At 67.5% G+C, this 18,770-nt stretch carries 20 protein-coding genes and 1 pseudogene; 5 read left to right on the top strand and 16 right to left on the bottom strand.

Annotation, left to right across the window (positions count from 1 at the left end; all coding sequences use genetic code 11):
- Positions 1 to 66 precede the first annotated feature (66 nt).
- From VF631_RS09575 to VF631_RS09555, 5 genes are all read right to left on the bottom strand, one after another.
- Entirely contained in the window at positions 67 to 501 is a 435-nt protein-coding gene (locus VF631_RS09575) for a DUF3617 domain-containing protein (protein WP_431850070.1), read from the bottom strand.
- Positions 502 to 622: 121 nt separating this feature from the next.
- Positions 623 to 1,543, bottom strand: a complete 921-nt coding sequence (locus VF631_RS09570; RefSeq protein ID WP_431850069.1) for an Hsp33 family molecular chaperone HslO — start codon at positions 1,541 to 1,543, stop codon at positions 623 to 625.
- A 45-nt stretch (positions 1,544 to 1,588) separates the two neighbouring features.
- The gene (locus VF631_RS09565; protein WP_431850068.1) at positions 1,589 to 2,779 is read right to left on the bottom strand and encodes an aspartate aminotransferase family protein; all 1,191 of its coding nucleotides are present in this window, start codon (positions 2,777 to 2,779) and stop codon (positions 1,589 to 1,591) included.
- A gap of 117 nt (positions 2,780 to 2,896) precedes the next feature.
- Positions 2,897 to 3,274, bottom strand: coding sequence for a hypothetical protein (locus tag VF631_RS09560; RefSeq protein WP_431850067.1), 378 nt, complete (start codon positions 3,272 to 3,274; stop codon positions 2,897 to 2,899).
- A gap of 88 nt (positions 3,275 to 3,362) precedes the next feature.
- On the bottom strand, positions 3,363 to 4,190 hold the full coding sequence (locus VF631_RS09555; RefSeq protein WP_431850066.1) for an ABC transporter permease: 828 nt from the start codon (positions 4,188 to 4,190) through the stop codon (positions 3,363 to 3,365).
- Positions 4,191 to 4,257: 67 nt separating this feature from the next.
- Between VF631_RS09555 and VF631_RS09550 the strand changes: the two genes are divergently transcribed.
- A complete protein-coding gene (locus tag VF631_RS09550) occupies positions 4,258 to 4,953 on the top strand; it encodes a GcrA family cell cycle regulator (protein ID WP_431850065.1) in 696 nt (231 codons plus the stop codon).
- 618 nt (positions 4,954 to 5,571) lie between these two features.
- On the opposite strand, the gene VF631_RS09545 is transcribed toward VF631_RS09550, so the two are convergent.
- Together VF631_RS09545 and VF631_RS09540 are read right to left on the bottom strand one after the other, a co-directional pair.
- Positions 5,572 to 6,990 carry a M16 family metallopeptidase gene (locus VF631_RS09545; RefSeq protein ID WP_431850064.1) on the bottom strand — a complete coding sequence of 473 codons (1,419 nt, stop codon included), beginning with the start codon at positions 6,988 to 6,990 and terminating at the stop codon, positions 5,572 to 5,574.
- A complete protein-coding gene (locus VF631_RS09540; RefSeq protein WP_431850063.1) occupies positions 6,987 to 8,411 on the bottom strand; it encodes a M16 family metallopeptidase in 1,425 nt (474 codons plus the stop codon). Before VF631_RS09540 ends, VF631_RS09545 begins: the two co-directional genes overlap by 4 nt.
- A gap of 226 nt (positions 8,412 to 8,637) precedes the next feature.
- On the opposite strand from VF631_RS09540, the gene VF631_RS09535 reads away from it, so the two are divergent.
- The 4 genes and pseudogenes from VF631_RS09535 to VF631_RS09520 form a co-directional block, all read left to right on the top strand.
- Positions 8,638 to 9,852 (top strand): toxic anion resistance protein, encoded by a 1,215-nt coding sequence (locus tag VF631_RS09535; protein WP_431850062.1) that lies wholly within the window; start codon positions 8,638 to 8,640, stop codon positions 9,850 to 9,852.
- A gap of 1 nt (position 9,853) precedes the next feature.
- Positions 9,854 to 10,588, top strand: a complete 735-nt coding sequence (locus tag VF631_RS09530; protein ID WP_431850061.1) for a hypothetical protein — start codon at positions 9,854 to 9,856, stop codon at positions 10,586 to 10,588.
- On the top strand, positions 10,585 to 11,322 hold the full coding sequence (locus VF631_RS09525) for a hypothetical protein (protein ID WP_431850060.1): 738 nt from the start codon (positions 10,585 to 10,587) through the stop codon (positions 11,320 to 11,322). Before VF631_RS09530 ends, VF631_RS09525 begins: the two co-directional genes overlap by 4 nt.
- A 152-nt stretch (positions 11,323 to 11,474) precedes the next feature.
- A pseudogene (locus tag VF631_RS09520) lies at positions 11,475 to 12,401 on the top strand (bile acid:sodium symporter family protein); the annotation flags it as partial.
- Positions 12,402 to 12,422: 21 nt separating this feature from the next.
- Here VF631_RS09520 and gspN read toward each other — a convergent pair.
- The 9 genes from gspN to gspF all read right to left on the bottom strand — a co-directional run.
- Entirely contained in the window at positions 12,423 to 13,139 is a 717-nt protein-coding gene (gene gspN / locus VF631_RS09515) for a type II secretion system protein N (protein WP_431850082.1), read from the bottom strand.
- On the bottom strand, positions 13,139 to 13,621 hold the full coding sequence (gene gspM, locus VF631_RS09510; protein WP_431850059.1) for a type II secretion system protein GspM: 483 nt from the start codon (positions 13,619 to 13,621) through the stop codon (positions 13,139 to 13,141). The genes gspN and gspM overlap by 1 nt, the downstream gene beginning before the upstream one ends.
- Positions 13,618 to 14,736, bottom strand: a complete 1,119-nt coding sequence (gspL, locus tag VF631_RS09505) for a type II secretion system protein GspL (protein WP_431850058.1) — start codon at positions 14,734 to 14,736, stop codon at positions 13,618 to 13,620. The genes gspM and gspL overlap by 4 nt, the downstream gene beginning before the upstream one ends.
- A complete protein-coding gene (gene gspK, locus VF631_RS09500; RefSeq protein ID WP_431850057.1) occupies positions 14,733 to 15,728 on the bottom strand; it encodes a type II secretion system minor pseudopilin GspK in 996 nt (331 codons plus the stop codon). Before gspK ends, gspL begins: the two co-directional genes overlap by 4 nt.
- Positions 15,725 to 16,318, bottom strand: coding sequence for a type II secretion system minor pseudopilin GspJ (gspJ, locus tag VF631_RS09495; protein ID WP_431850056.1), 594 nt, complete (start codon positions 16,316 to 16,318; stop codon positions 15,725 to 15,727). Before gspJ ends, gspK begins: the two co-directional genes overlap by 4 nt.
- Entirely contained in the window at positions 16,315 to 16,677 is a 363-nt protein-coding gene (gene gspI, locus VF631_RS09490; RefSeq protein ID WP_431850055.1) for a type II secretion system minor pseudopilin GspI, read from the bottom strand. The genes gspJ and gspI overlap by 4 nt, the downstream gene beginning before the upstream one ends.
- Positions 16,664 to 17,095 (bottom strand): GspH/FimT family pseudopilin, encoded by a 432-nt coding sequence (locus VF631_RS09485; protein ID WP_431850054.1) that lies wholly within the window; start codon positions 17,093 to 17,095, stop codon positions 16,664 to 16,666. Before VF631_RS09485 ends, gspI begins: the two co-directional genes overlap by 14 nt.
- A gap of 121 nt (positions 17,096 to 17,216) precedes the next feature.
- Positions 17,217 to 17,603: a type II secretion system major pseudopilin GspG gene (gene gspG, locus VF631_RS09480; protein ID WP_431850053.1), complete on the bottom strand. Its 387-nt coding sequence runs from the start codon at positions 17,601 to 17,603 to the stop codon at positions 17,217 to 17,219.
- A gap of 137 nt (positions 17,604 to 17,740) precedes the next feature.
- On the bottom strand, positions 17,741 to 18,770 hold a 1,030-nt coding region (gene gspF / locus VF631_RS09475; protein WP_431850052.1), incomplete at its 5' end, for a type II secretion system inner membrane protein GspF.

The following is an 18,770-nucleotide window of genomic DNA, read 5'->3' as shown; positions in this document are numbered from 1 at the left end:
CCACTAGGGAGGAAGCGTGCCAACTCGGCACGCGACCCTCTTAGACCAACTTATGTAAACCGAGTCTTAACGGCCGGCTGCGTTCTGACATGGACCGACGCGGCGGGCTTCGGCCCGAAGCGCGAACGGGCGGTTTTCGATGATGCCCTGAGTGTCGATCTGGGCGAGGCGCGGCGTCTCGACGCGGAGCGCGGTCTGGCCATAGCCGCTGGCCGGGCAAGTGTAGTGCACGACCGCGTCGCGCTCTCCGTCGGCGACGACCAGGCGGGTGCAGGGCGCGCCGCGATGACGCAGCTGCATCAGCAGAATCGGATCGGCAACGCAGATCGACTGCTGAGCGGCCTTGGGGGCGTCCAGATCGCGCAGCTGCCAAAGCCCGGGCTCGAGGCGGGACAGGGCGGTGACCTTGTTGGCCGCACCTGTCGCGGCAGCCGCCGCTAGGACCGCAATCGCCGCGCCCAGCGCGAGCCTCGCGCGGCGCCGTATGACCGACCCCACCATGTTCCATCCTCAAGTGGGAGCCCCGGCTCGGCCCCCTCAACGAGCGGCCATCCCCTGCCGCGATCCCCGCGCGTTAACAGATTCCGGCGCGAATTGCGACGCTGGTGGCGCGGTTTTTTCTTTAAGCGTCCAAGTCGCTCAAAGAAATCGGGAAAACGCGCGAGCAGAATTCGCAGTCGACGCTGATGAAGCCGTCCGAATCGACCATGTCCTGGCGCTCCTCCATGCCGAATCGGGAGATGACGTCGCGGATATGCTCGAAATTGCAGCGGCAGCCCTTGACGAGCGGCACCGTGGCAAGGACGCGGATCTCCTCCTCCTCGTGGAAAAGGCGCCAGAGCAGATCGGAGAAGGGCAGGTCGCCGGCAACCAGCTCGTTGCTCTTGATCGTCTCGGAGAGCATGCGGACATGCTCCCATTCCGGGTGATCGAGCCGGGTGTGGAGGCGCTCGCGCCCCTCCTCGCCTTCCGGCAGGTGCTGGACCAGAAGGCCGCCGGCAATGTGTCCGGTATCGTCGACCGCGAGGCGGACGAGGCTCGGTATCTGCTCGGACTGGCTGAAGAAGCTCTGCGCCGCGTCGGCGAGGCTGGAGCCTTCGAGCGGGACGATGCCCTGGTAGCGCTCGCCCGAGGCCGCCTGGTCGAAGGTGATGGCGAGATAACCCCTGCCGAACAAGGCGAACAGCGACGGCCGGATCGGCACTTCGCTGAGCCGGGCGGGATCGAAGCGGATGTAGCCGCGCAGCTCGCCGCCGCGATAATCGCAGACGAGCAAGTCGATGATGCCGCTTTCGGTCTGCGCCTGCATGGTGAGCTGGCCGCCCACTTCCTTGAGGGTGGAGCCGAGCAGAGCCGTCAGCGTCAGCGCTTCGGACAGGATGCGGGCGATCGGGGCCGGATAGTCATGGGCGGACAGCACCTCGTCGAGCAGCGGCCCGAGACGCACGAGGCGGCCGCGGGCGTGGCGGCGGGGCAAGGTGAAGCCGATCGCCTCGTCGAGATTGGCGGCGAGCGCCGCTTCTGCTGGTTTGGAAGATTTCATGGAGCGCGATGTGGCTTAGGCGTTGGCGGGCTTCAACTACCGAAATCAAGCGGCCTGCTGGGGCAGTTCGTAGCTGCGGGCCGCGGCCGAAAGCTTCTCGACGAATTCGGCGACATGCGTCTCATCGATCACCAGCGGCGGCAGGATGCGCATGACGTTGTCGCCGGCCGCGACGGTGAGCAGGCCGTGGTCGCGAAGGTAAGTCACGAAGGCGCGGCTGTCCGTCTCCATCCTGACGCCCAGCATCAAACCGATCCCACGCACGCTGTCGAACAGGTGGTCGTGATTGGGGATCATCTGTTCCAGCGCGCCGCGCAGGCGCTCGCCCATGCGGCTGACGCGTTCAAGGAACTCGTCATCGGCGACTACGTCCAGCACCGCCTGGCCGGCCGCGCAAGCGAGCGGATTGCCGCCGTAGGTGGAACCGTGTGTGCCGATCGCCATGCCGGCCGCCGCCTTTTCGGTCGCAAGAACCGCCCCCATGGGGAAGCCGCCGCCGATGCCCTTGGCCGAGGCGAGGATGTCCGGCTCGATCCCGTAATGCTCGTGGGCATAAAGCTTGCCGGTGCGGGCGACGCCGCACTGCACCTCGTCCAGCACCAGCATCAGGTCGTTCTCGTCGGCAAGCTGGCGAAGCCCGGACATGAACTCCTGGCTCGCCGGGCGGATGCCGCCCTCGCCCTGGATCGGCTCGACGAGGAAGCCGGCGGTATGCTCGGTCATCGCCGCGCGCGCAGCCTCGAGATCGTCGAAGGGAACGACGGTGAAACCGGGCAGAAGCGGCGCGAAGCCGTCGCGCAGCTTGGCCTGATCCGTCGCGCTGATCGTGCCGAGCGTGCGGCCGTGAAAGGCGTTGGAGAAGGTGATCAGGACGTTTTTCTCAGGCCGGCCGTGGTGGTGATGGTAGCGCCGCGCGGTCTTGATCGCGCCTTCGACCGCTTCCGCCCCCGAATTGGTGAAGAACACGGTGTCGGCGAAGGTGAGCTCGGTCAGCCGCTTGGCGTAAGCTTCGCCCTGCGGGGAGCCGTAAAGGTTCGAGACATGGATCAGCGTCGCGGCCTGATCCTGAATGGCCTTGGTCAGGACCGGATGTCCGTGGCCGAGCAGATTGACCGCGATGCCGCTCGCGAAGTCGAGGTATTTCTCGCCGTTCTCGCCGTAGAGATAGACCCCCTCGCCCCGCACCGGCCGTACCGGCGAGCGAGGGTAAACGGGCATGAGCGGCGTGATGGCCATGGCGGGCTCCGGGCAGCGTGAATGCAAGAAAGGCGACCTAAAAGGCCGCCTTCCCTGCTTTACGAATGTGCCGGCGTCCGCGTCAATGACGGGGGCGAACCCGAAGCCTCGACAAGCTTAGTAGCGCCGGTCGCGACGGTCGTCGTAGCGGTCTTCACGGCCTTCCTGGCGCTCTTCGCGGATCTGCGAGCGCAGGTGCTGGATCCGGTTCTGGATCTCATGCTGCTCGCGGCGGGTTAGGCCATCGCGACGGAAGTGATCGTAAAGCCGATCGGTCTGATCGATCTGGCGCGACAGACGGCGCGCTTCACGCTCCGAGATCAGCCGGCGCTGGTAAAGGCGGTCGACGCGATCGGACAGCTGGGCGAGCTGGCGATCGAAGTTCTGGCCCTGGTTGTAGCCATAGTTGCCGCGGTAATCGCCATACTGGGCCGCGGCCGGGGCGGCCGAAGCAAGGGTGCCGAGAAGAACGGCGGAAATCAGGATCTTACGCATAAAACTCACTCCATTGAGAGCCAATGCCGTCCTGATAGCCGAGTCGGACTGTTCCCGTGCTGAATGGCCTCGTCAGCCGCCGTTCACCCTAATTCTTGAGTTTCCACCCCTTCTTCAGCAGAATGTAACAAAGCGCGAACAGGCCAAGGTTGATGGCCAGCAGCAGCGCAACGCCGATCGGGAGCGGTGAATCGGCCGCGCCGATAAATCCGTAGCGAAAGCCGGATATGACGTAGAAGAATGGATTGGCGTGGCTCACCGCCTGGAAAGTGGGCGACAGGCTTTCGATCGAGTAGAAGGTGCCGGACAGGAGCGACAAGGGTGCGACCACGAAATTGGTCACCGCCGCGGCGTGATCGAACTTCTCCGCCCAGATTGAAGTAAGCAGGCCGAGAAAGCCGAGCATCGCGCTGCCGAGCAGGCCGAACACCAGGATCGCGGCCAGGTGTCGCGGCGCAACATGGACGCCGGGGAACACCAGCATGGCGAGCCAGACGGCGAAGCCGACCAAAAAGGCGCGGGTGACGGCGGCGCCGACCAGACCCGCAATCAGTTCGACCGATGATAAAGGGGGCATCAGATAATCGACGATCGTGCCCTGGATCTTACCGACCAGCAGCGAGAAGCTGGCATTGGCGAACGCGTTCTGCAGCATGGCCATGACGATCAGGCCGGGCGCGATGAAATCCGCGAAAGGAACCCCCATCACGGTGCGCCCGCTCCGCCCCAGAGCGACAGAGAATATGATCAGGTAAAGCAGGGTTGTGATCCCCGGCGCCCAGACGGTTTGCATCTGCACCTTGAAGAAGCGACGCACCTCCTTCAAATAGAGGGTCTTGAGGCCTCCCCAGTTGACGTTCCGGATCACCGGTTCGCCAGGGGCGGACCGAACCCATTTCGAAGGCGTGTCATTCATCGCGGGTAGCTCTAGAGGGCTGACGTGAGAGGCCGCAAGCTTCCCTGACCCGAAAAGGACTTACGCCATGTCATGGACCGATGAACGGATCGAGCGGCTGAAGGAGCTGTGGAGCCAGGGCATGACCGCCAGCCAGATCGCAGAGGAACTGGGAACGATCAGCCGTAACGCGGTGATCGGCAAGGCGCACCGGCTCGGGCTGCAGGCGCGGCCGTCGCCGGTCAAGCCGAACGAGCCGGCCCCGGTGTCCGGACTCGAAGTAGCGCCGGGCGACGCGGACCCGCTCGAAAGCCCGCCCTCCGATCTCGGCTCGGATGCGGACGAGGCTGCGGAACCGGCTGCCGCTGCGAAAGCGGAACCCAGTGCGGCGCCACCCCCGCCGCAGGTTGCCGCGAGCCAGGAAGATGCGCCCGTCAAGCCGCCGCAGGTGCGGGTCGTCTCCGTCGGCCCGGGCGGGTTCCTTCGCCAGGGTCCGGGCGATCAGCAGCAGCCGATCCCCCCTGCCCCGCCGCGCCGGCTGGTCCCCGCCAAGCCGAGCGCGGACGTGGCGGACAAGACCAGCCTGCTCGATCTCAACGAGAAGATCTGCAAGTGGCCGCTCGGCCATCCCGGCGAGCCCGACTTCCACTTCTGCGGGCGTCCGGCCAATCCGGGCTTCCCCTATTGCGTCGAGCATTGCGGTGTCGCCTATCAGGCGCAGATGCCGCGCCGCGACCGCCGACCGCCACCGCCGCTGCCATTCGGCGGCCCGCGGGTGCGTTGAGGCATCCCAGCCGCGTTGACATTGGCGTCAGCCCGGACTCGATCCGGGCCAGGCTTCTCTCTACCGCCAGGTTTCTGCCGAGGCGGTTCGGTAATTAATCCAGCCCCGGATCAAGCCGGGGGGCGACGTGCTTTGAATGCCATTGGGATTACCCACCTGCCATCTCGGCAAACCTCTAAAGGTCCGGAAAGTAAAAAGCCCCGGCCTTGGGGAAGACCGGGGCTGTGACAGTCGGCCGGGGGGGGAGGCCGATCTATCGGGGGGGGGTATGGTGCTGAACGGGCGAGCCTGGGATTGGTTCCCGGAAAAAACGAAACGCTTCGGAATTTTCCGAAGCGTTTCGCCGACAGTCCGCGCAAAAGGCGACTATCTTCCGTCCCCCGACGCGGGGCTTAACAGAAATCAGGGTGGGCTGAAAGGGTTTACGCGCATTCACTCAGCCGGTTGCGGGACAGGGTCACCGGAAGGAGCGGGCCCGGCGGCGGACGGTGCGTGCGACTCGGGTCGACCAGGCTGCGCGTGACGATGTAGAAAACGGGCGTAAAGATCAGCCCGAACAGAGTGACCCGATCGGTGCGCAGATCCCGATCGCCAGCCCGCCTTTACGGGGATGCCGACCTAATCCAGGGTGACCACCTGCGCCTGCATTCCGCTCAATTCCGGGAGGCTGGAAAGCTGGGGGCGAACCTTGGCCAGATCGCCCACCACCACCACCGTCGCCTTCTCGATCGGAAGCTGCTCGGTGGCGAGGCGGCGCATGTCGGCGGCTTGCACCCCAAGTACGCTCGGAATGTAGCTTTGCAGCCAGTTGGCCGGCAGGCCGTGGAAGTCGCGATTGGCGAGGGAACCGATCAGGCCGCCGGGACTGGCGTTCTGGAGCACGAATGTGCCGGCCATCCAGGTCCGCATGCCGGCGGCTTCCTCTTCTTCCGGCGCTTCGGTCTGGAGGCGGCGCATCTCGCCGAACACTTCCTTCAGGGACGCGCCGGTGACGTCGGTGGTGACGTCGGCCTCGAACGCCCAGAGGGCCTCCCCCGCATTGTAGCTCACGCCGGAATAGGGCGAGTAGGTGTAACCTTTCTGCTCGCGGATGTTGCGGGTGATGCGCGAGGTGAAGGATCCGCCGAGCAGCGCGTTGGTGACCCGGAACGGCAGGTCCCCCGCCCCGCCCGCCACAGGCGCGGGATAAGCGACGCGGATCGTCGATTGCGGAGCGCCAGGCCGGTCGACCAGGATCAGCCTGGGCCCGGGCTGCGGCTTTGCCGGTAGGCTGAGCCGCTCGGGGCCGGGCTGCCAATCGGCGAACGCCTGATTGATCGCGGCTTTCACCGCGGCGGCATCGAACCGGCCGGCGACATACAGCCGCGCTCGCTTCGCCCCGAAGTTCTCGGCATGGAAGCGCCGCAGCTCGTCGAGGCTGTAGCCCTTGAGCTGCGCTTCGGTCGGGAACAGGCGGCCATAAGGATGGGCGCTGCCGTAATAAGCGGACGCCAGAGCCGCGTCGGCCGCCGAGTCCGGCTGCGACTTTGTCACGGCGAGATTGCGGAGCAGATTCTGGCGAATGCGCTCGACCTCGCGTGCCGGGAAGGTCGGCCGGCGGGCCACATCGGCGATCAACTTGATGCCGTTTGCGGCATGTTCGGACAGCATCGACACCCCGAACTGGGTCTCATGCGCATCGGCGCCGATACCGAGATTGCCGCCCATCGAGGCCGCCGTTTCCGCGATCTGCGCGCCAGTCCGCCCACCGGCGCCTTCGCGCAGCATCTGGGCGGTTATGAGCGGCAGCCAGGTCCGCTCGCCCGCATTGAGGCCACCTGCATAGACTCGCAGGCTGACCGTGGCCTTGGGGACGATGCCGTAGGGGATGAGCGTCACCTGCATCCCGTTCGGGAGGCGGTAGGTTTCCGAAGCGGGCACCGTGAACGGCTTGGGTGTTCCGACCGGCGGCTGCGGTGGATAGGTCTGAGCGGCGGCCGCGCCCGGGCTGGAGGCAAGGGCCGCCGCAATGGCGAGCGAAACGAGGCGGCGGATCATTTCGAAGCTCCCGTGCGGGCGGCGGCGGCAGGCTGAGCCGCGCCTGGATCGACCAGCAGAACCGTCCGGTTCGTGGGCCGGAGATATTCCTTGGCGGTGGCGAGCAGCAGATCGGGCGTGACCCGGTTGAAGCCCGCCTCGAGCCGGTTCACCCAGTTTGGATCATTCTCCCACATCGCGCCCACCGCGAGCATGTCGATCAACCCGAATCGGGTGCTCGGATCGGCGGCGTTGTAGAGCGATGAGCGAAGCTTGGTGCGGGCGCGGTCCAGCTCCTCCTGGGCCACCGGGCGGGTTCGGATGTCTTCGATCACCTGGTCCATGGCCTGGCCGATCTCGGGACGGGTCTTGGCCGGATCGTGGACAAACGCCACCGTCCACAGCATCGGGCCATTGTAGTTGAACATGTTGCCCAGGCCGATGTTGATCCCGCCCTGAACCCCGCCGGTGATGCCGGTCTCGCGCACCAGCTTCTGGTACAAGCGGCTGTCCTGGCCCTGCACGAGGATCTGGTCGAGCAGCCCCATCGCGTACCATTCAGGGCTGCCGCGCTTGGGCACGTGCCAGGCGGCCGTGTAGGCCGGCCGCGGCGCGAGCTTGTCGACCTTGGTCTGCACCTTCTCACGCGTTTGCCGAGGCTCGGAGATGTCGGGCAGCTTGACTGGCGCGCCGCGCGGCACCCCGCCGAAATAGCGGTCGATCATCGCGCGGGTGCGGGCGTAATCGATGTCGCCGGCGACGACGAGCACGGCGTTGTTGGGTCGGTAGAAGCTGTTGAAGAACTGCTTGGCGTCCTCCACCGTCGCGGCTTCGAGCTGGGCCAAGTCGCCGTAGAAATTGTGCGCGTTGTACCAATTCTCGTTGGCGACTTGCGGCATGTCGAGCCACGGCCAGCCGCCGTAGGGCTGGTTTAGGACGTTGACCTTGACCTCGTTGGTGACCACCCCCTGCTGGTTCTTGAGCACCTCCTCGTTGATGGCGGGCGCGCGCATGCGATCGGCCTCGACCCACAGCACCGTTTCCAAGGCGTTGGAGGGAACGACCTCGTAATAATTTGTGAAATCAAACCGGGTGGAGCCGTTGTTCACGCCGCCTGAATTGTAGATGATCTTGTCGAACGTGCCCTTGGGAGCGTTGGCGGACCCCTGGAACATCAGATGCTCGAACAGGTGGGCGAAGCCGGTGCGGTTGCGCGGCTCGATCCGGAAGCCGATGCCGTAATAGACGCCCACCGTCGCAGTCGGCACCGAAGGATCGCGCGACAGCACGACCTTGAGGCCGTTCGGCATCGTGTAATAGCGCGTCTCGATGTTGAGGCCGGTCGCGGCGGCAGCGGGCCGGCGTTGCGCCTGGGCTGCCGAGGGCAGCAGGCACGGGACGAGGGCGAGCGCCGCAGCGGTCGCAAACAGACGTGGTCGCATGAAAAGCCCCCTTTCCAGGTCTGCGGCGAAGCTAGCCGCGCGAGTGCGTTCCGGTCAATCTTGGCTCCAGGACCGTCTGCGAACCGACGCGGCAGCCCGACAAACGACATTCCAGCCCGGATCGGGGCCGAATAGCCGGGTGACTTAGAGGACTAACACACTTTTTCCCTTGCATGTCAGCCCTGCTCCACCCAATCTCCCGCGCAAAAGCTGCAAAGGTGGAAAGATGGCCAGCACCGCGACCGCGACCGAGACCAAGCTCAAGCTCGATCCTCCCGAAGCGCTGAACGCGATCCAGCCGCAGGAGGCGGCGGGACTCGTGCCGCTGAAGGAGGCGGAGCGGACCCTGCTTGAGAGCAAGGTCGATTCCTTCATCGACGATCTGGTCGCGACTGACGCGAACAGCCCGGAATTCGGCAAGAAGATCGACCAGCTCACCAACATGGGCCGCAAGGAGATCGCGGAGGCCGCCGGCCATTCCAATCGCTTCCTCGACCGGCCGGTCAAGGCGATCGACGCCGATACCGGCATCGGCGCCGACCTCACCCAGCTTCGCCGCACCGTCGAGGAGCTCGATCCCGGCCGCCAGGGCAATCTGTCGACGCCGCGCAGGATCCTCGGCATCATCCCGTACGGCAACAAGCTCGGCAATTACTTCCAGAAATATCAGTCCTCCCAGACCCACATCTCGAAGATCCTCGGCAGTCTCGCGTCCGGCAAGGACGAGCTGCTCATGGACAACGCAGCGATCGACGTCGAGCGGGCGAACATGTGGAAGACGATGGGGCGTCTCGAGCAGATGATCCACATTTCCAAGACGCTCGACCAGCGGCTGGAGGAAAAGGCGAACGAACTCGACGCCACCGACCCCGCCAAGGCGAAAGCCATCCGCGAGACCGCGCTCTTCTACACCCGCCAGCGCACGACCGATCTCCTGACTCAGATGGCGGTGACGGTGCAGGGTTATCTCGCGCTCGACCTCGTCAAGAAGAACAATATCGAGCTGGTGAAAGGCGTCGACCGCGCCTCAACGACCACGGTGGCGGCGCTGCGGACGGCGGTCACGGTTGCGCAGGCGCTGACCAACCAGCGGCTGGTGCTCGACCAGATCACGGCGCTCAACGCCACCACGGCGAATATGATCGACCGCACCGGCGAGCTCCTCAAGAGCCAAACCGGCGACATCCACAAACAGGCCGCTTCCGCGACCATTCCGCTGGAAACGCTGCAGCGCGCGTTCCAGAACATCTACGACACGATGGACACGATCGACCGCTTCAAACTCGAAGCGCTCGGCAACATGAAGCAGACGGTGAACGTGCTCACCAGTGAGGTGGAGAAGTCCCGCGGCTACATTGCGCGCGCCGAGGGCGTCGAGCAGAACCGGCTCGCCGGCGGCGGCGCGCGCGGCGACAACCTGCTGAGCTCGCTGGCAAGCTGAGGTGAGTTCGCGCTCGATCGACGATGCGATCGCCCGGTTCGACGAGCTCTCCGCTCGCATCGACGGGCACACGCCGCAATTGCGCGTAGCCGGGCGGCGGGCGGGCGGGCGCAGCGTCGCGCGAGTCAGCAAGCGCATCGCGAATGTCGGGATCGCGCTCGGGCTGCTGTTCGCGACGACGATCGGATTCGGACTGATCGTCGGCCCGATCGGGATGAACGGCCTGTTCCTGGTCGTGACGGCGGCGATATTCGCCTTGATCCTGTTCTCCTTCTGGCCGGCGTCAGAGCCGAAGCGGGTCGCTTATTCCGATCAGTTGCCTACCAAGGCAGTGGTGCAGCAGCTGGACAGCCTGCTTGTCCGCCGCCGCGCCGCATTGCCCGCCCCGGCGGCGCGGCGGGTGGATGCGATCAGCCAGCAATTGCCGTTGCTCGAGCACAAGCTCGCCGACCTGAACCCGCTCGATCCGCTCGCCCAGGATGCGCGGCGCCTGATGGGCAAGCATCTGCCGGAGCTGATCGACCGCTATGAGCGGGTCCCTGCCGAATATCGCAACCAGCGCGATGGCGAGGGTCTGAGCGTGGACGAGCGGCTGGTAGCGAGCCTCGACGCCGCGCACGCCGCGCTGGACGATCTCGGCTCCCGCCTCGTCCAGCAGGATCGCGACGCGTTCGAGACGCAAGGGCGCTTCATCGAGAGCCGCTACAAGGATGGTGGCGCCGCCGGAGACGCGTGACGATGCGGATCGAGATCGGCTGGGCGCTCGGCAGGGCGGAGGATTTCCTCCGGCGCCAGATCAAGACCAAGGCGGTGCGCGAGGCCGAGGCGCGGCAACGCGAGCGTCAGGCCCAGGAGAACAAAGTCCGCTTCCAGGAGCGGGCGCGCGAGGCCGGCCGGCGGCTCGGCCGCGCGGCGGCGGTGACAGGGCTTTCCGGCGCAAGTGTGATCGGCTACGGGATCGCAGTTGCTCCGGTCGGCGGTCCCAGCCTCGTCGCTGCGGGAGCCGCGACGCTCGCAGCCGCAACCGCTGCGCTCGTCTGGCCCTCGCGGCGCGCCCCGGCCGGAGAGAGCGTCGCAAGGGCGGAATTGGCGGCTCTCCCGTTTCGGGCGGAGGATTACCTGCTGCGGCATCGCGACCTCCTTCCTTCCGTCGCGTGCGCGGCGCTCGATGCCATTCACGACGCGCTAGGCGAACTCGATCGCCACCTCGGCGAGCTGCACCCGGACGCGCCGCTGGCAGGCGAAGCGCACCGCCTCCTCCAGGCACATCTGCCGGGGCTGATCGACTCCTTCCTCGCCTTGCCCAAGTCGGCCCGTACGCCGGATGTGTGCGGCCGGCTGGCGCAGAGCTTGGGCGTACTCGCGGACGAGTTGGCGCGCCTGACAACTGAGATCGGCCGCGACCGCATGACCAGCTTCGAGACGCAGGAGCGCTTCGTCCAGAGCCGCTATCGCGAGCGGGGCTGGTGAGTCGCTCCCTCTCCCCTGGGGGGAGAGGGAGGGGGTGAGGGGAAGCGAGCGTTCAGCAAGCGCCTGGCTCGGCGAGCGAGTAGCCTCGGAGTCAGGAACCCCTCACCCAACCCTCTCCCCGCGGGAGAGAGGGCTTGTTATGCGCCCTTGAAATGCTGCGCCGCTTCTTCCCCGATCCGTTCATCCTGTGGCTGATCGGGGCCGTGCTGGTCGGCAGCCTGCTGCCCGTCCGCGAGGCCGCCGCGGCCGCCGTCGATGCAGCTACGCTTATGGCCATCTTCGCCCTCTTCTTCCTGCACGGCCTTCGGCTCCCACGCGAGGCTCTGCTCTCCGGATTGACTGACTGGCGGCTGCACCTGGCGATCCTAGCGTCGACTTACGCTGTCTTCCCGCTGGTCGGTCTCGCGTTGCAGGCGCTGGCGCCCGCCCTGCTGACGCCCGCGCTCTGGGTCGGCATCCTGTTCCTGTGCGCATTGCCCTCGACCGTACAGAGTTCGATCGCCTTCACATCCGTGGCTCAAGGCAATGTTGCCGGCGCGGTCGCCGCGGCGGCGGCGTCGAACCTGCTCGGCGTGTTCCTGACGCCGCTGCTGGTCAGCCTGATGCTGAGTACGGCCGGCGCGGACTTCTCGGGCGGGGGCATCGGCAAGATCGTCGCCCTGCTGCTGCTCCCGTTCGCGCTCGGCCACGCGCTCCGGCCGTGGCTGTTCTCGCTGGTGAAGGATCGCTCTGCCCTCACCACCGGCGTCGACAAGGGGACCATCCTGCTCGCCGTCTACGGCGCCTTCTCTGCCGCGGCTGTGGAGGGGCTGTGGCGCCGCATCCCGCTCCCGTCCCTCGCCGCGTTGGTGATGCTGTGCCTCCTGCTGCTTGGCCTCATTCTGCTCGCAGCTTACGCGATCGGCCGGCTCGGCCGCTTCGACAGCGGCAGCCGGGCCGCGATCCTGTTTTGCGGTTCGGTCAAGAGCCTGGCGAGCGGCGTGCCGATGGCTCGGATCCTGTTTCCCGGGCCGGTCGCCGGCTTCGTGATCCTGCCGATCATGATCTTCCACTCACTCCAGCTGATCGTCTGCGCCTGGATCGCGGCGCGGGATGGCCGCTCAGAATCTGCCGGAGGAGCGCAGCGCATAGCCGGTCGCGCCGAGCGCGAAACCGGCGGCGATCAGGCGGTCGCGCATCGCGTCGTCCGCCGGTCGGACCGCGAGCTCAAGCTCGTAGCGGCCGTCCTCGAACAGGCGCAGGTTCAGCGCCTCCATACCACTCTGGCTGACGAGCGGCAGCAGCAGCGCCCCCCGATCGCAGCGCGCATTGCCGGACAGGCCGCCCGGCAGGGTCAGACCGCCGACGTCGCCCGCAATATCGGCGCGGACCAAGCCCTCGGCGCTCGTGCATTGCCCGTCGGCGAAATGCGCGGTCATGTCGCTCAAATCGACCCCGCCGACCGGCAGCGGCGCCAGCGCCGAGCCGATCTGCAGCCGCGCGGTCATGTCGTCCACGCCGAAGCTGTGGCGGGAGACGGTGGCGGAGCCGACGAACGGATTCTGCTCGTCGGCGCGGGACAAATCGACGCGGGCCCGACCGAGGAAAAGCGGCAGCGTGCGAAGCTGCGCGGTGAGGTCGCCCAGCGCCACCGTGCCGATCTGCGCCTCGGAGAGGCTGCCGAGCCAGATGCTGCCCTGCGCCTCGCGGGCCGCGAAGCCGCGATCGTCCAGCGTCAGCCAGTCGAGCGCGAGCCGGAGGGGGAGCAGCGCCAGCAGGGAGAACAGGAAGGCGCAGACGAAGAACAGCGTGCGTCCGAGCGGCAGGCGGATGCGCATCAGCCGGCCCTCGTGCGGAAGGTGATCTGGACCGCCAGCGTCTGATCGCTGTTGGTGGTGGCGCTCATCCGCTCGACGATCAGCCCGTTGCGTGATTCCATCTGCCGGACCCACCCGAAGAACGCCTGCGGCCGCACGTTGCCCAGCACCATCGTTGCCCGGTCCGCCCCCTGCGGCTCGACGCGGGAGACCGGGAAGCCCGCCCCCGTCGCGGCGCTGCTCAAGACGGTGGTGAGCGGGCCGGCAAGCGCGCTACGCGGAGCACCGGACAGCGATCGGATCGCCGCCGCCTGAGCCCGCGCCTCGGCGAGCCGCAGCACCGCAGTCGTGTGTCGCTCCCGGGCCGCGGACAGGCTGTCGTTGACCGGCCGGATCACCAGCAGCCAGACCAGCACCAGAGCCAGCAGGCCGGCCATCGCCAGTAGGAGCCTTTGCTCCCGGAGAGTGCGGCCCCGCCACCAGATTCGGACAGTGTCGTTCATTGCGCTCGCACCGTGAGATCGGCCGTGGGGCGGCCGCCACTGCTTCGCTCCGGCCCGGCCAGCACCGACAGGCCGGCGGCTGCCAGTTGCTGCTGGACGAGCGGGATCGCGGCCGGGGTCTCGCCCTGGACGGTGGCGCGAAGCGAGCCGTCCGGCTCGAACGCCATTGCGGTCAGCGATGCGCCCGGCACGCCCTGGATCGCAGCGAACAGGCCGGAGGCGAGCGCCGAATATCCCGCCCCGCCGCCCAGGCTCGTCACCCGTTCGCCGAGCCGGTCGGCCGCGTTGGCGGCGCTGATCCCCGGCAGCGCGGCTGCGGCGATCCGGGTCCGCTCCGCGTCCAGCCGATCCGCTTCGAACGTGTAGCGGAAGATGGATACGATCTGGATTGCCAGGGTCACCAGCAGCAACGCGACCGCAAGCGCCGCCAGCCGCTTCATCAGGGACCATTCGATCTTCCACCGGCGGCGCTTGGCAAAGGCGCCCTGGCGCAGATTGACGACCGGATCGGCAATGGTGGCGGCGAGCCCGCCTTCGAACGCCTCGTCCGCAACTTCCTGAACCGGCGCGTCTGCGACCACCAGCTCGGCGAGTTCGGGCTCCACGCTGAACGCGTCGGCCTGGCCGCGATAGATGGGGGTGCTGCCGCGGTGATAGCGCGAGAAACCTTCGGCCGGTGGCGCGAGCAGCAGCGGCTCGGGCAGCACAACGTCGGGATCGAGCCCCGCTCCCTGGAGCCGGCTCAGCCAGCCGGCCATGGCAAGCGCGGGCACGAGCGCGACAGGACGTAGCGCGCTTTCTACGTGCTCGCTTCCCACCGCGACATGCATGTCGGCGAGCGGCTGGAGGCTGACCTCCGCCGCCACCAGCCGTGCCGCCGCAATCGCCTGGGCGGGCGTCAGGCCGGCGGGAACTTCCAGCCAGTGCAGCGCGACCGCCTCGCCGGGAACGACCGCGGCGACCCGCAGCGGGGCGCCCGTGGCCGGGTCGACGAGGCCCGGCAGCGCCTCCAGCCCTTTGCCCCGCTCCACGACCGCGCCGTCCGACAGCCGCAGCCAGCCTTCGAATTCGTGGCGATCATCGATGAAGATGAGGAGGGCGTCGGCGGCGCTCAATCGTCACTCCCCCACCGTCTCGCCACCACCCGCGCGGGCGCGATACGCGCGTCCACCAAAGCCGTCTCGTTGAGCTCCGCCCCATTTAGCGAGACACGCAGATCGGCCTGGAACCACCGGGTTCTTAGCTGAGGTTGCAGTTGCACGTCGAGGGGCAGGAGAATGGTGACGAGCTCGGGCGTGCGATAGAAATCGCTCTGGCTTGCCCACCCCGAGGCCGGGCGCGAGGCGATCACCGCCCTCGCTTTCTCGATCGGAATCTGTCCGGGCGAGAGCATCGAAAGCAGAGGCGCCTGCTCAAGCGTCAACGTGTTGATGTTGATCGGCGAAAGCTCGGCTATCGGCAGCGCGCAGACCCAGGGCTTCAGCCGGGCATAGACTTCGGGGGTCATGCCGGAGACCGTCCGAAGCTCACTGATGTCGGCGAACAGGGTGTTGCCGGTTCGATACCGCGCCGCGCCCCCTCCATATTGCGGGTCCTCCGCACCCGAGGCGGCTGGATTGCCGTCGCTGTCGACCCAGTCGCCTGCCGACTCCGCGATGCGCCGTGCCTGGTCCGCCGGCACCTCCAGCACACGCATCAGATCCTCGAACTGGCGAACGCCGACCAGGCGGGCTTGAAGCGCACCGGGCAGCCGGCCCTCCGCCACACTATTGACGTTGAAGCAATTGCCGCCATCGCGAACCCGCGCTTCGACGATGCCGCCGTCCGGCATCGGAATGCGCCGCACCTGCGTGTTCCAGCCGCCGGCGAGCGTGGTTCGCTCCGGGCTGAGCGCGATCAGGTCGTCCACCGTCAGCGCAAGCAGCGATTCGACGCCCATGGCATAAGCGCGCGCCTGATCGAGCGCGGCCCCGTTCACCGCGAGCGCAGTCGACAGGCGCAGCCGCTCCAGGGCGGTTGCCGCCAAGGCGGCCATGACCGCGACGAGGAGCAGGACGGTGAGCAGCGCCGCGCCCCGCTCGCGCTGGGGGATCGGGCTCGGCCTCACGGGGCTGCTCCCACCAGAAACAGCTGGCGAACGCGGCCGCTCGCCTGCGTGTCGATCACCATTTCGACGGCAAGCGGCAGGAGGCTCGGCTGGGTCGGATCCCAGCGGTCGCGCCACTGCCCCTCGCCGTCCCGATAGCGCAGCCGCAGCGATCGCACGCCCGTCGCCACCGGAACGGCGGGAAGCGGCGGTGCCCCGTCGACGCGCGGGTAAGCAATGCGCTCAAGCCGATCGCCCACCAGCCGATACTCGACTTTCTGCAGCGATGGACGGCCCGTATCGTCCAGATTCTCCCATCCGCGCCGGACCAGCGCAAGCACGAGCGCTTCGCTCTGCCCGCTGCCGCCGAGCAGCGCCGGGCGCGCCGCGCCGGCTTCGTCCCGCGACACGCGCGACGCGGCCTGGGCGAGGTCTCCGGTCAGGAGCGCGCCGGCGCGCCGCGTCTGGGACAGGGTCTTCAGCCGCTCCCCGGCAACCTCCTGCGCGCGAACGCTGAACGAAAGCAGCCCGACCCCCGCCGCGGCGAGCAACGCGAAGATGGTCAGCGCAACGAGCAGCTCGACCAGAGTGAAGCCGTTTGCCTGCTTCACCCTGCCCTCCGGAACACGGTCAGGCGCGCGCGTTCGGGACCGAGCTGGCTCTGCACCTCAATGCGGATCTGCTGGATGCGCGGCTCGGGCGAACGCGCCACCGTTCGCGTCCAGTTCCAGCCGCGGCTGCCGTTGACTTCACGCCCGCCGCTCCGCCCGAACGCCGGCGGCACCGGGTCGGTCAGCGCCTCGACGGCAAGGTTGCGCGCCACGATCTGCGCCATCGCCTGATCCTGCAGCCGCGCCGTGCTTGCCACCGTCGCGCCTTCAAGACGGAGCAAGGCAAGCGCGGCGAGGCTGAACACCGCCAAAGCGACCAGCATTTCGATCAGCGTGAAGCCATCCTCACGCCCGGACACGGATCGACCCATCATGGCCGAAGTCGACCGTCACGCGTTCTTGCTCCCGCTGCAAGGTCAGCGCCGCGGGTTCCGCGAGGCCAGTCGAGTCGAAGACGATCCGGACTGGCCCCGCGGCGCTCGTGCCTTCGGTCCAGCTCTGTCGTTCGAAGGGCCGGTCGGCGAGCGGCTGCCAGCCAGCCTGCTCGCGCCGATCGAAGGCGTAGCCGGCGGCATCGATGCGCAACGCGAGCGGGCGCGCCTCCAGGATTGCGCGCTCCTGCGCCGCATTGGCGCGCGCCGCGAACCGCTCCGCTTCCGATGTCAGGCTGCCGCGCGGATCGGGGATGGCGAGGATCACCGCCGCCGACATCATGCCGATGATGGCGAGCACGACGAGGAGTTCGAGAAGGGTGAAGCCCGAGATCCTCCCCGGCACGGGGAGGGGGACCGCTCGAAGTGCGGTGGAGGAGGCTTGGAGACTAGCGCTGAGCTTAAGGGGCCCCCTCCACCACCGGCTGCGCCGGCGGTCCCCCTCCCCATCCTGGGGAGGATTCAGGTTACTCCCAGTTGCCGATGTCCGCATCTTCGCCCTCACCGCCTTCGCGGCCGTCGGCGCCAGTCGAGTAGATGCTGAACGGCTGCCCGTTCCGCCCCGGCGCGGCGTAGCGGTAGGGGTTGCCCCAGGGGTCGTTCGGCAGGCGCTTGACGAAGCCCTCGCCGACGAGAGCCTGGAGGCCATCGCCGCTCGGATAGTTGAGCTTGGACAGGCGATACATTTCCACACCCTGCTCGAGCGTCGATATGTCCGCCCTGACCTTCGTGGCGGCGGCTTTGTCGGTGGCCGGGGCGACGTTGATCAGCACCACGGTGGCGAGCAGGCCGATGATGACGATCACCACCATCAGCTCGACCAAGGTGAAGCCCTCTTCACTCCTCCCCGGCACGGGGAGGGGGACCGCGCGGAGCGTGGTGGAGGGGGTCCTCCACGCGCACTGCGGGTCTCGAAGCCCCTTCCACCGCCACCTACGGCGGCGGTCCCCCTCTCCGCCCCGGGGAGGGTCTTGGGCGATCACGTTCATACCTATCCTAACCCGCCCGCGAGCGTGTCCAGTTGCAGAATGGGGAGCAGGATCGACAGCACGATCAGCGCGACGATCCCGCCCATGACGACGATGATGGCGGGTTCGAGCAGCGACAGGGCGGTCGCGGTGAAGGTGTCGAACTCGCGTTCGAGATAATCGGCGGCGCGCTCCAGCATGATGTCGAGCTTGCCCGACGCCTCGCCGCTCGCCGCCAGATAGACCAGCAACGGGGGGAACACCCCTGCCCGACGCAGCGCGACCGACAGGCTGCCGCCGGTGCGGATCGCCTCCGTGATGTCGCCCGAGGCAGCGCGGAGCGCGCGGTTGTGCACCGTCTGGGTGGTGAGCCTGAGCCCCTCAAGCAGCGGCAACCGGCTCGCCACCATGGTCGAAAGCGTGCGCGCCATCCGGGCGGCGTGGAGGTCGCGCAGCAAGCGGCCGATCAGCGGCATGCGCAGCAGCGAACGATCGAAGCGCAGCCGCAGCGTCTCGTCTTGAAGGGCGCGGCCGAACAGAAGCGCGACGCCCACCAGCCCGATCGCCAGTGCCCACCACCAGTTGGCGAGGAACTCGGACAATCGAATGACGATCCGGGTGAGCAGCGGAAGCTGCTGGCCGACATCCTCGAACTGCTCGACGACGCGCGGCACGACGAAGATCATCAGCGCCATCACGACGAAGCTCGCCACGATTGCGAGCACGATCGGGTAGGCAAGCGCGGAGGTCACTTTGCCGCGCACCTGCGCCTGTCGTTCGAGCAGGTCGGCGACGCGCTCTAGGATCGGCGGCAGGGTGCCGGAACTCTCGCCCGCCGCGACCATCGCCCTGTAAAGCGGTGGGAAGCTTTGGCCTTCCCGGTTCATCGCTTCGGACAGCCGGCGGCCTTCGACTACGCCGGCATGGACGTTGCCGAGTATGCGCTGAGTTTCCGGCCGCTCCGCCTGGCGCGCGATGGTGCGCAGCGACTCCTCCAGTGGACTGACTTGAACGAGCGTCGCAAGCTGGCGCGTGAACAGGGTCAGCTGCTTG

This window comes from Allosphingosinicella sp. (assembly GCF_036387615.1).
In the GTDB taxonomy this organism is placed as follows: domain Bacteria; phylum Pseudomonadota; class Alphaproteobacteria; order Sphingomonadales; family Sphingomonadaceae; genus Allosphingosinicella.
This window is presented reverse-complemented; position numbering and strand designations above follow the sequence as displayed.

What these genes read in the sequence shown, in the direction of transcription:
- VF631_RS09565 (WP_431850068.1), bottom strand. Translation starts at nt 2,779, where the DNA reads ATGGCCATCACGCCGCTCATGCCCGTTTACCCTCGCTCGCCGGTACGG.
- VF631_RS09575 (WP_431850070.1), bottom strand. Translation starts at nt 501, where the DNA reads ATGGTGGGGTCGGTCATACGGCGCCGCGCGAGGCTCGCGCTGGGCGCG.
- VF631_RS09545 (WP_431850064.1), bottom strand. Translation starts at nt 6,990, where the DNA reads ATGATCCGCCGCCTCGTTTCGCTCGCCATTGCGGCGGCCCTTGCCTCC.
- VF631_RS09555 (WP_431850066.1), bottom strand. Translation starts at nt 4,190, where the DNA reads ATGAATGACACGCCTTCGAAATGGGTTCGGTCCGCCCCTGGCGAACCG.
- gspN (WP_431850082.1), bottom strand. Translation starts at nt 13,139, where the DNA reads ATGCGCATCCGCCTGCCGCTCGGACGCACGCTGTTCTTCGTCTGCGCC.
- VF631_RS09570 (WP_431850069.1), bottom strand. Translation starts at nt 1,543, where the DNA reads ATGAAATCTTCCAAACCAGCAGAAGCGGCGCTCGCCGCCAATCTCGAC.
- gspM (WP_431850059.1), bottom strand. Translation starts at nt 13,621, where the DNA reads ATGAACGACACTGTCCGAATCTGGTGGCGGGGCCGCACTCTCCGGGAG.
- VF631_RS09560 (WP_431850067.1), bottom strand. Translation starts at nt 3,274, where the DNA reads ATGCGTAAGATCCTGATTTCCGCCGTTCTTCTCGGCACCCTTGCTTCG.
- VF631_RS09550 (WP_431850065.1), top strand. Translation starts at nt 4,258, where the DNA reads ATGTCATGGACCGATGAACGGATCGAGCGGCTGAAGGAGCTGTGGAGC.
- VF631_RS09535 (WP_431850062.1), top strand. Translation starts at nt 8,638, where the DNA reads ATGGCCAGCACCGCGACCGCGACCGAGACCAAGCTCAAGCTCGATCCT.
- VF631_RS09540 (WP_431850063.1), bottom strand. Translation starts at nt 8,411, where the DNA reads ATGCGACCACGTCTGTTTGCGACCGCTGCGGCGCTCGCCCTCGTCCCG.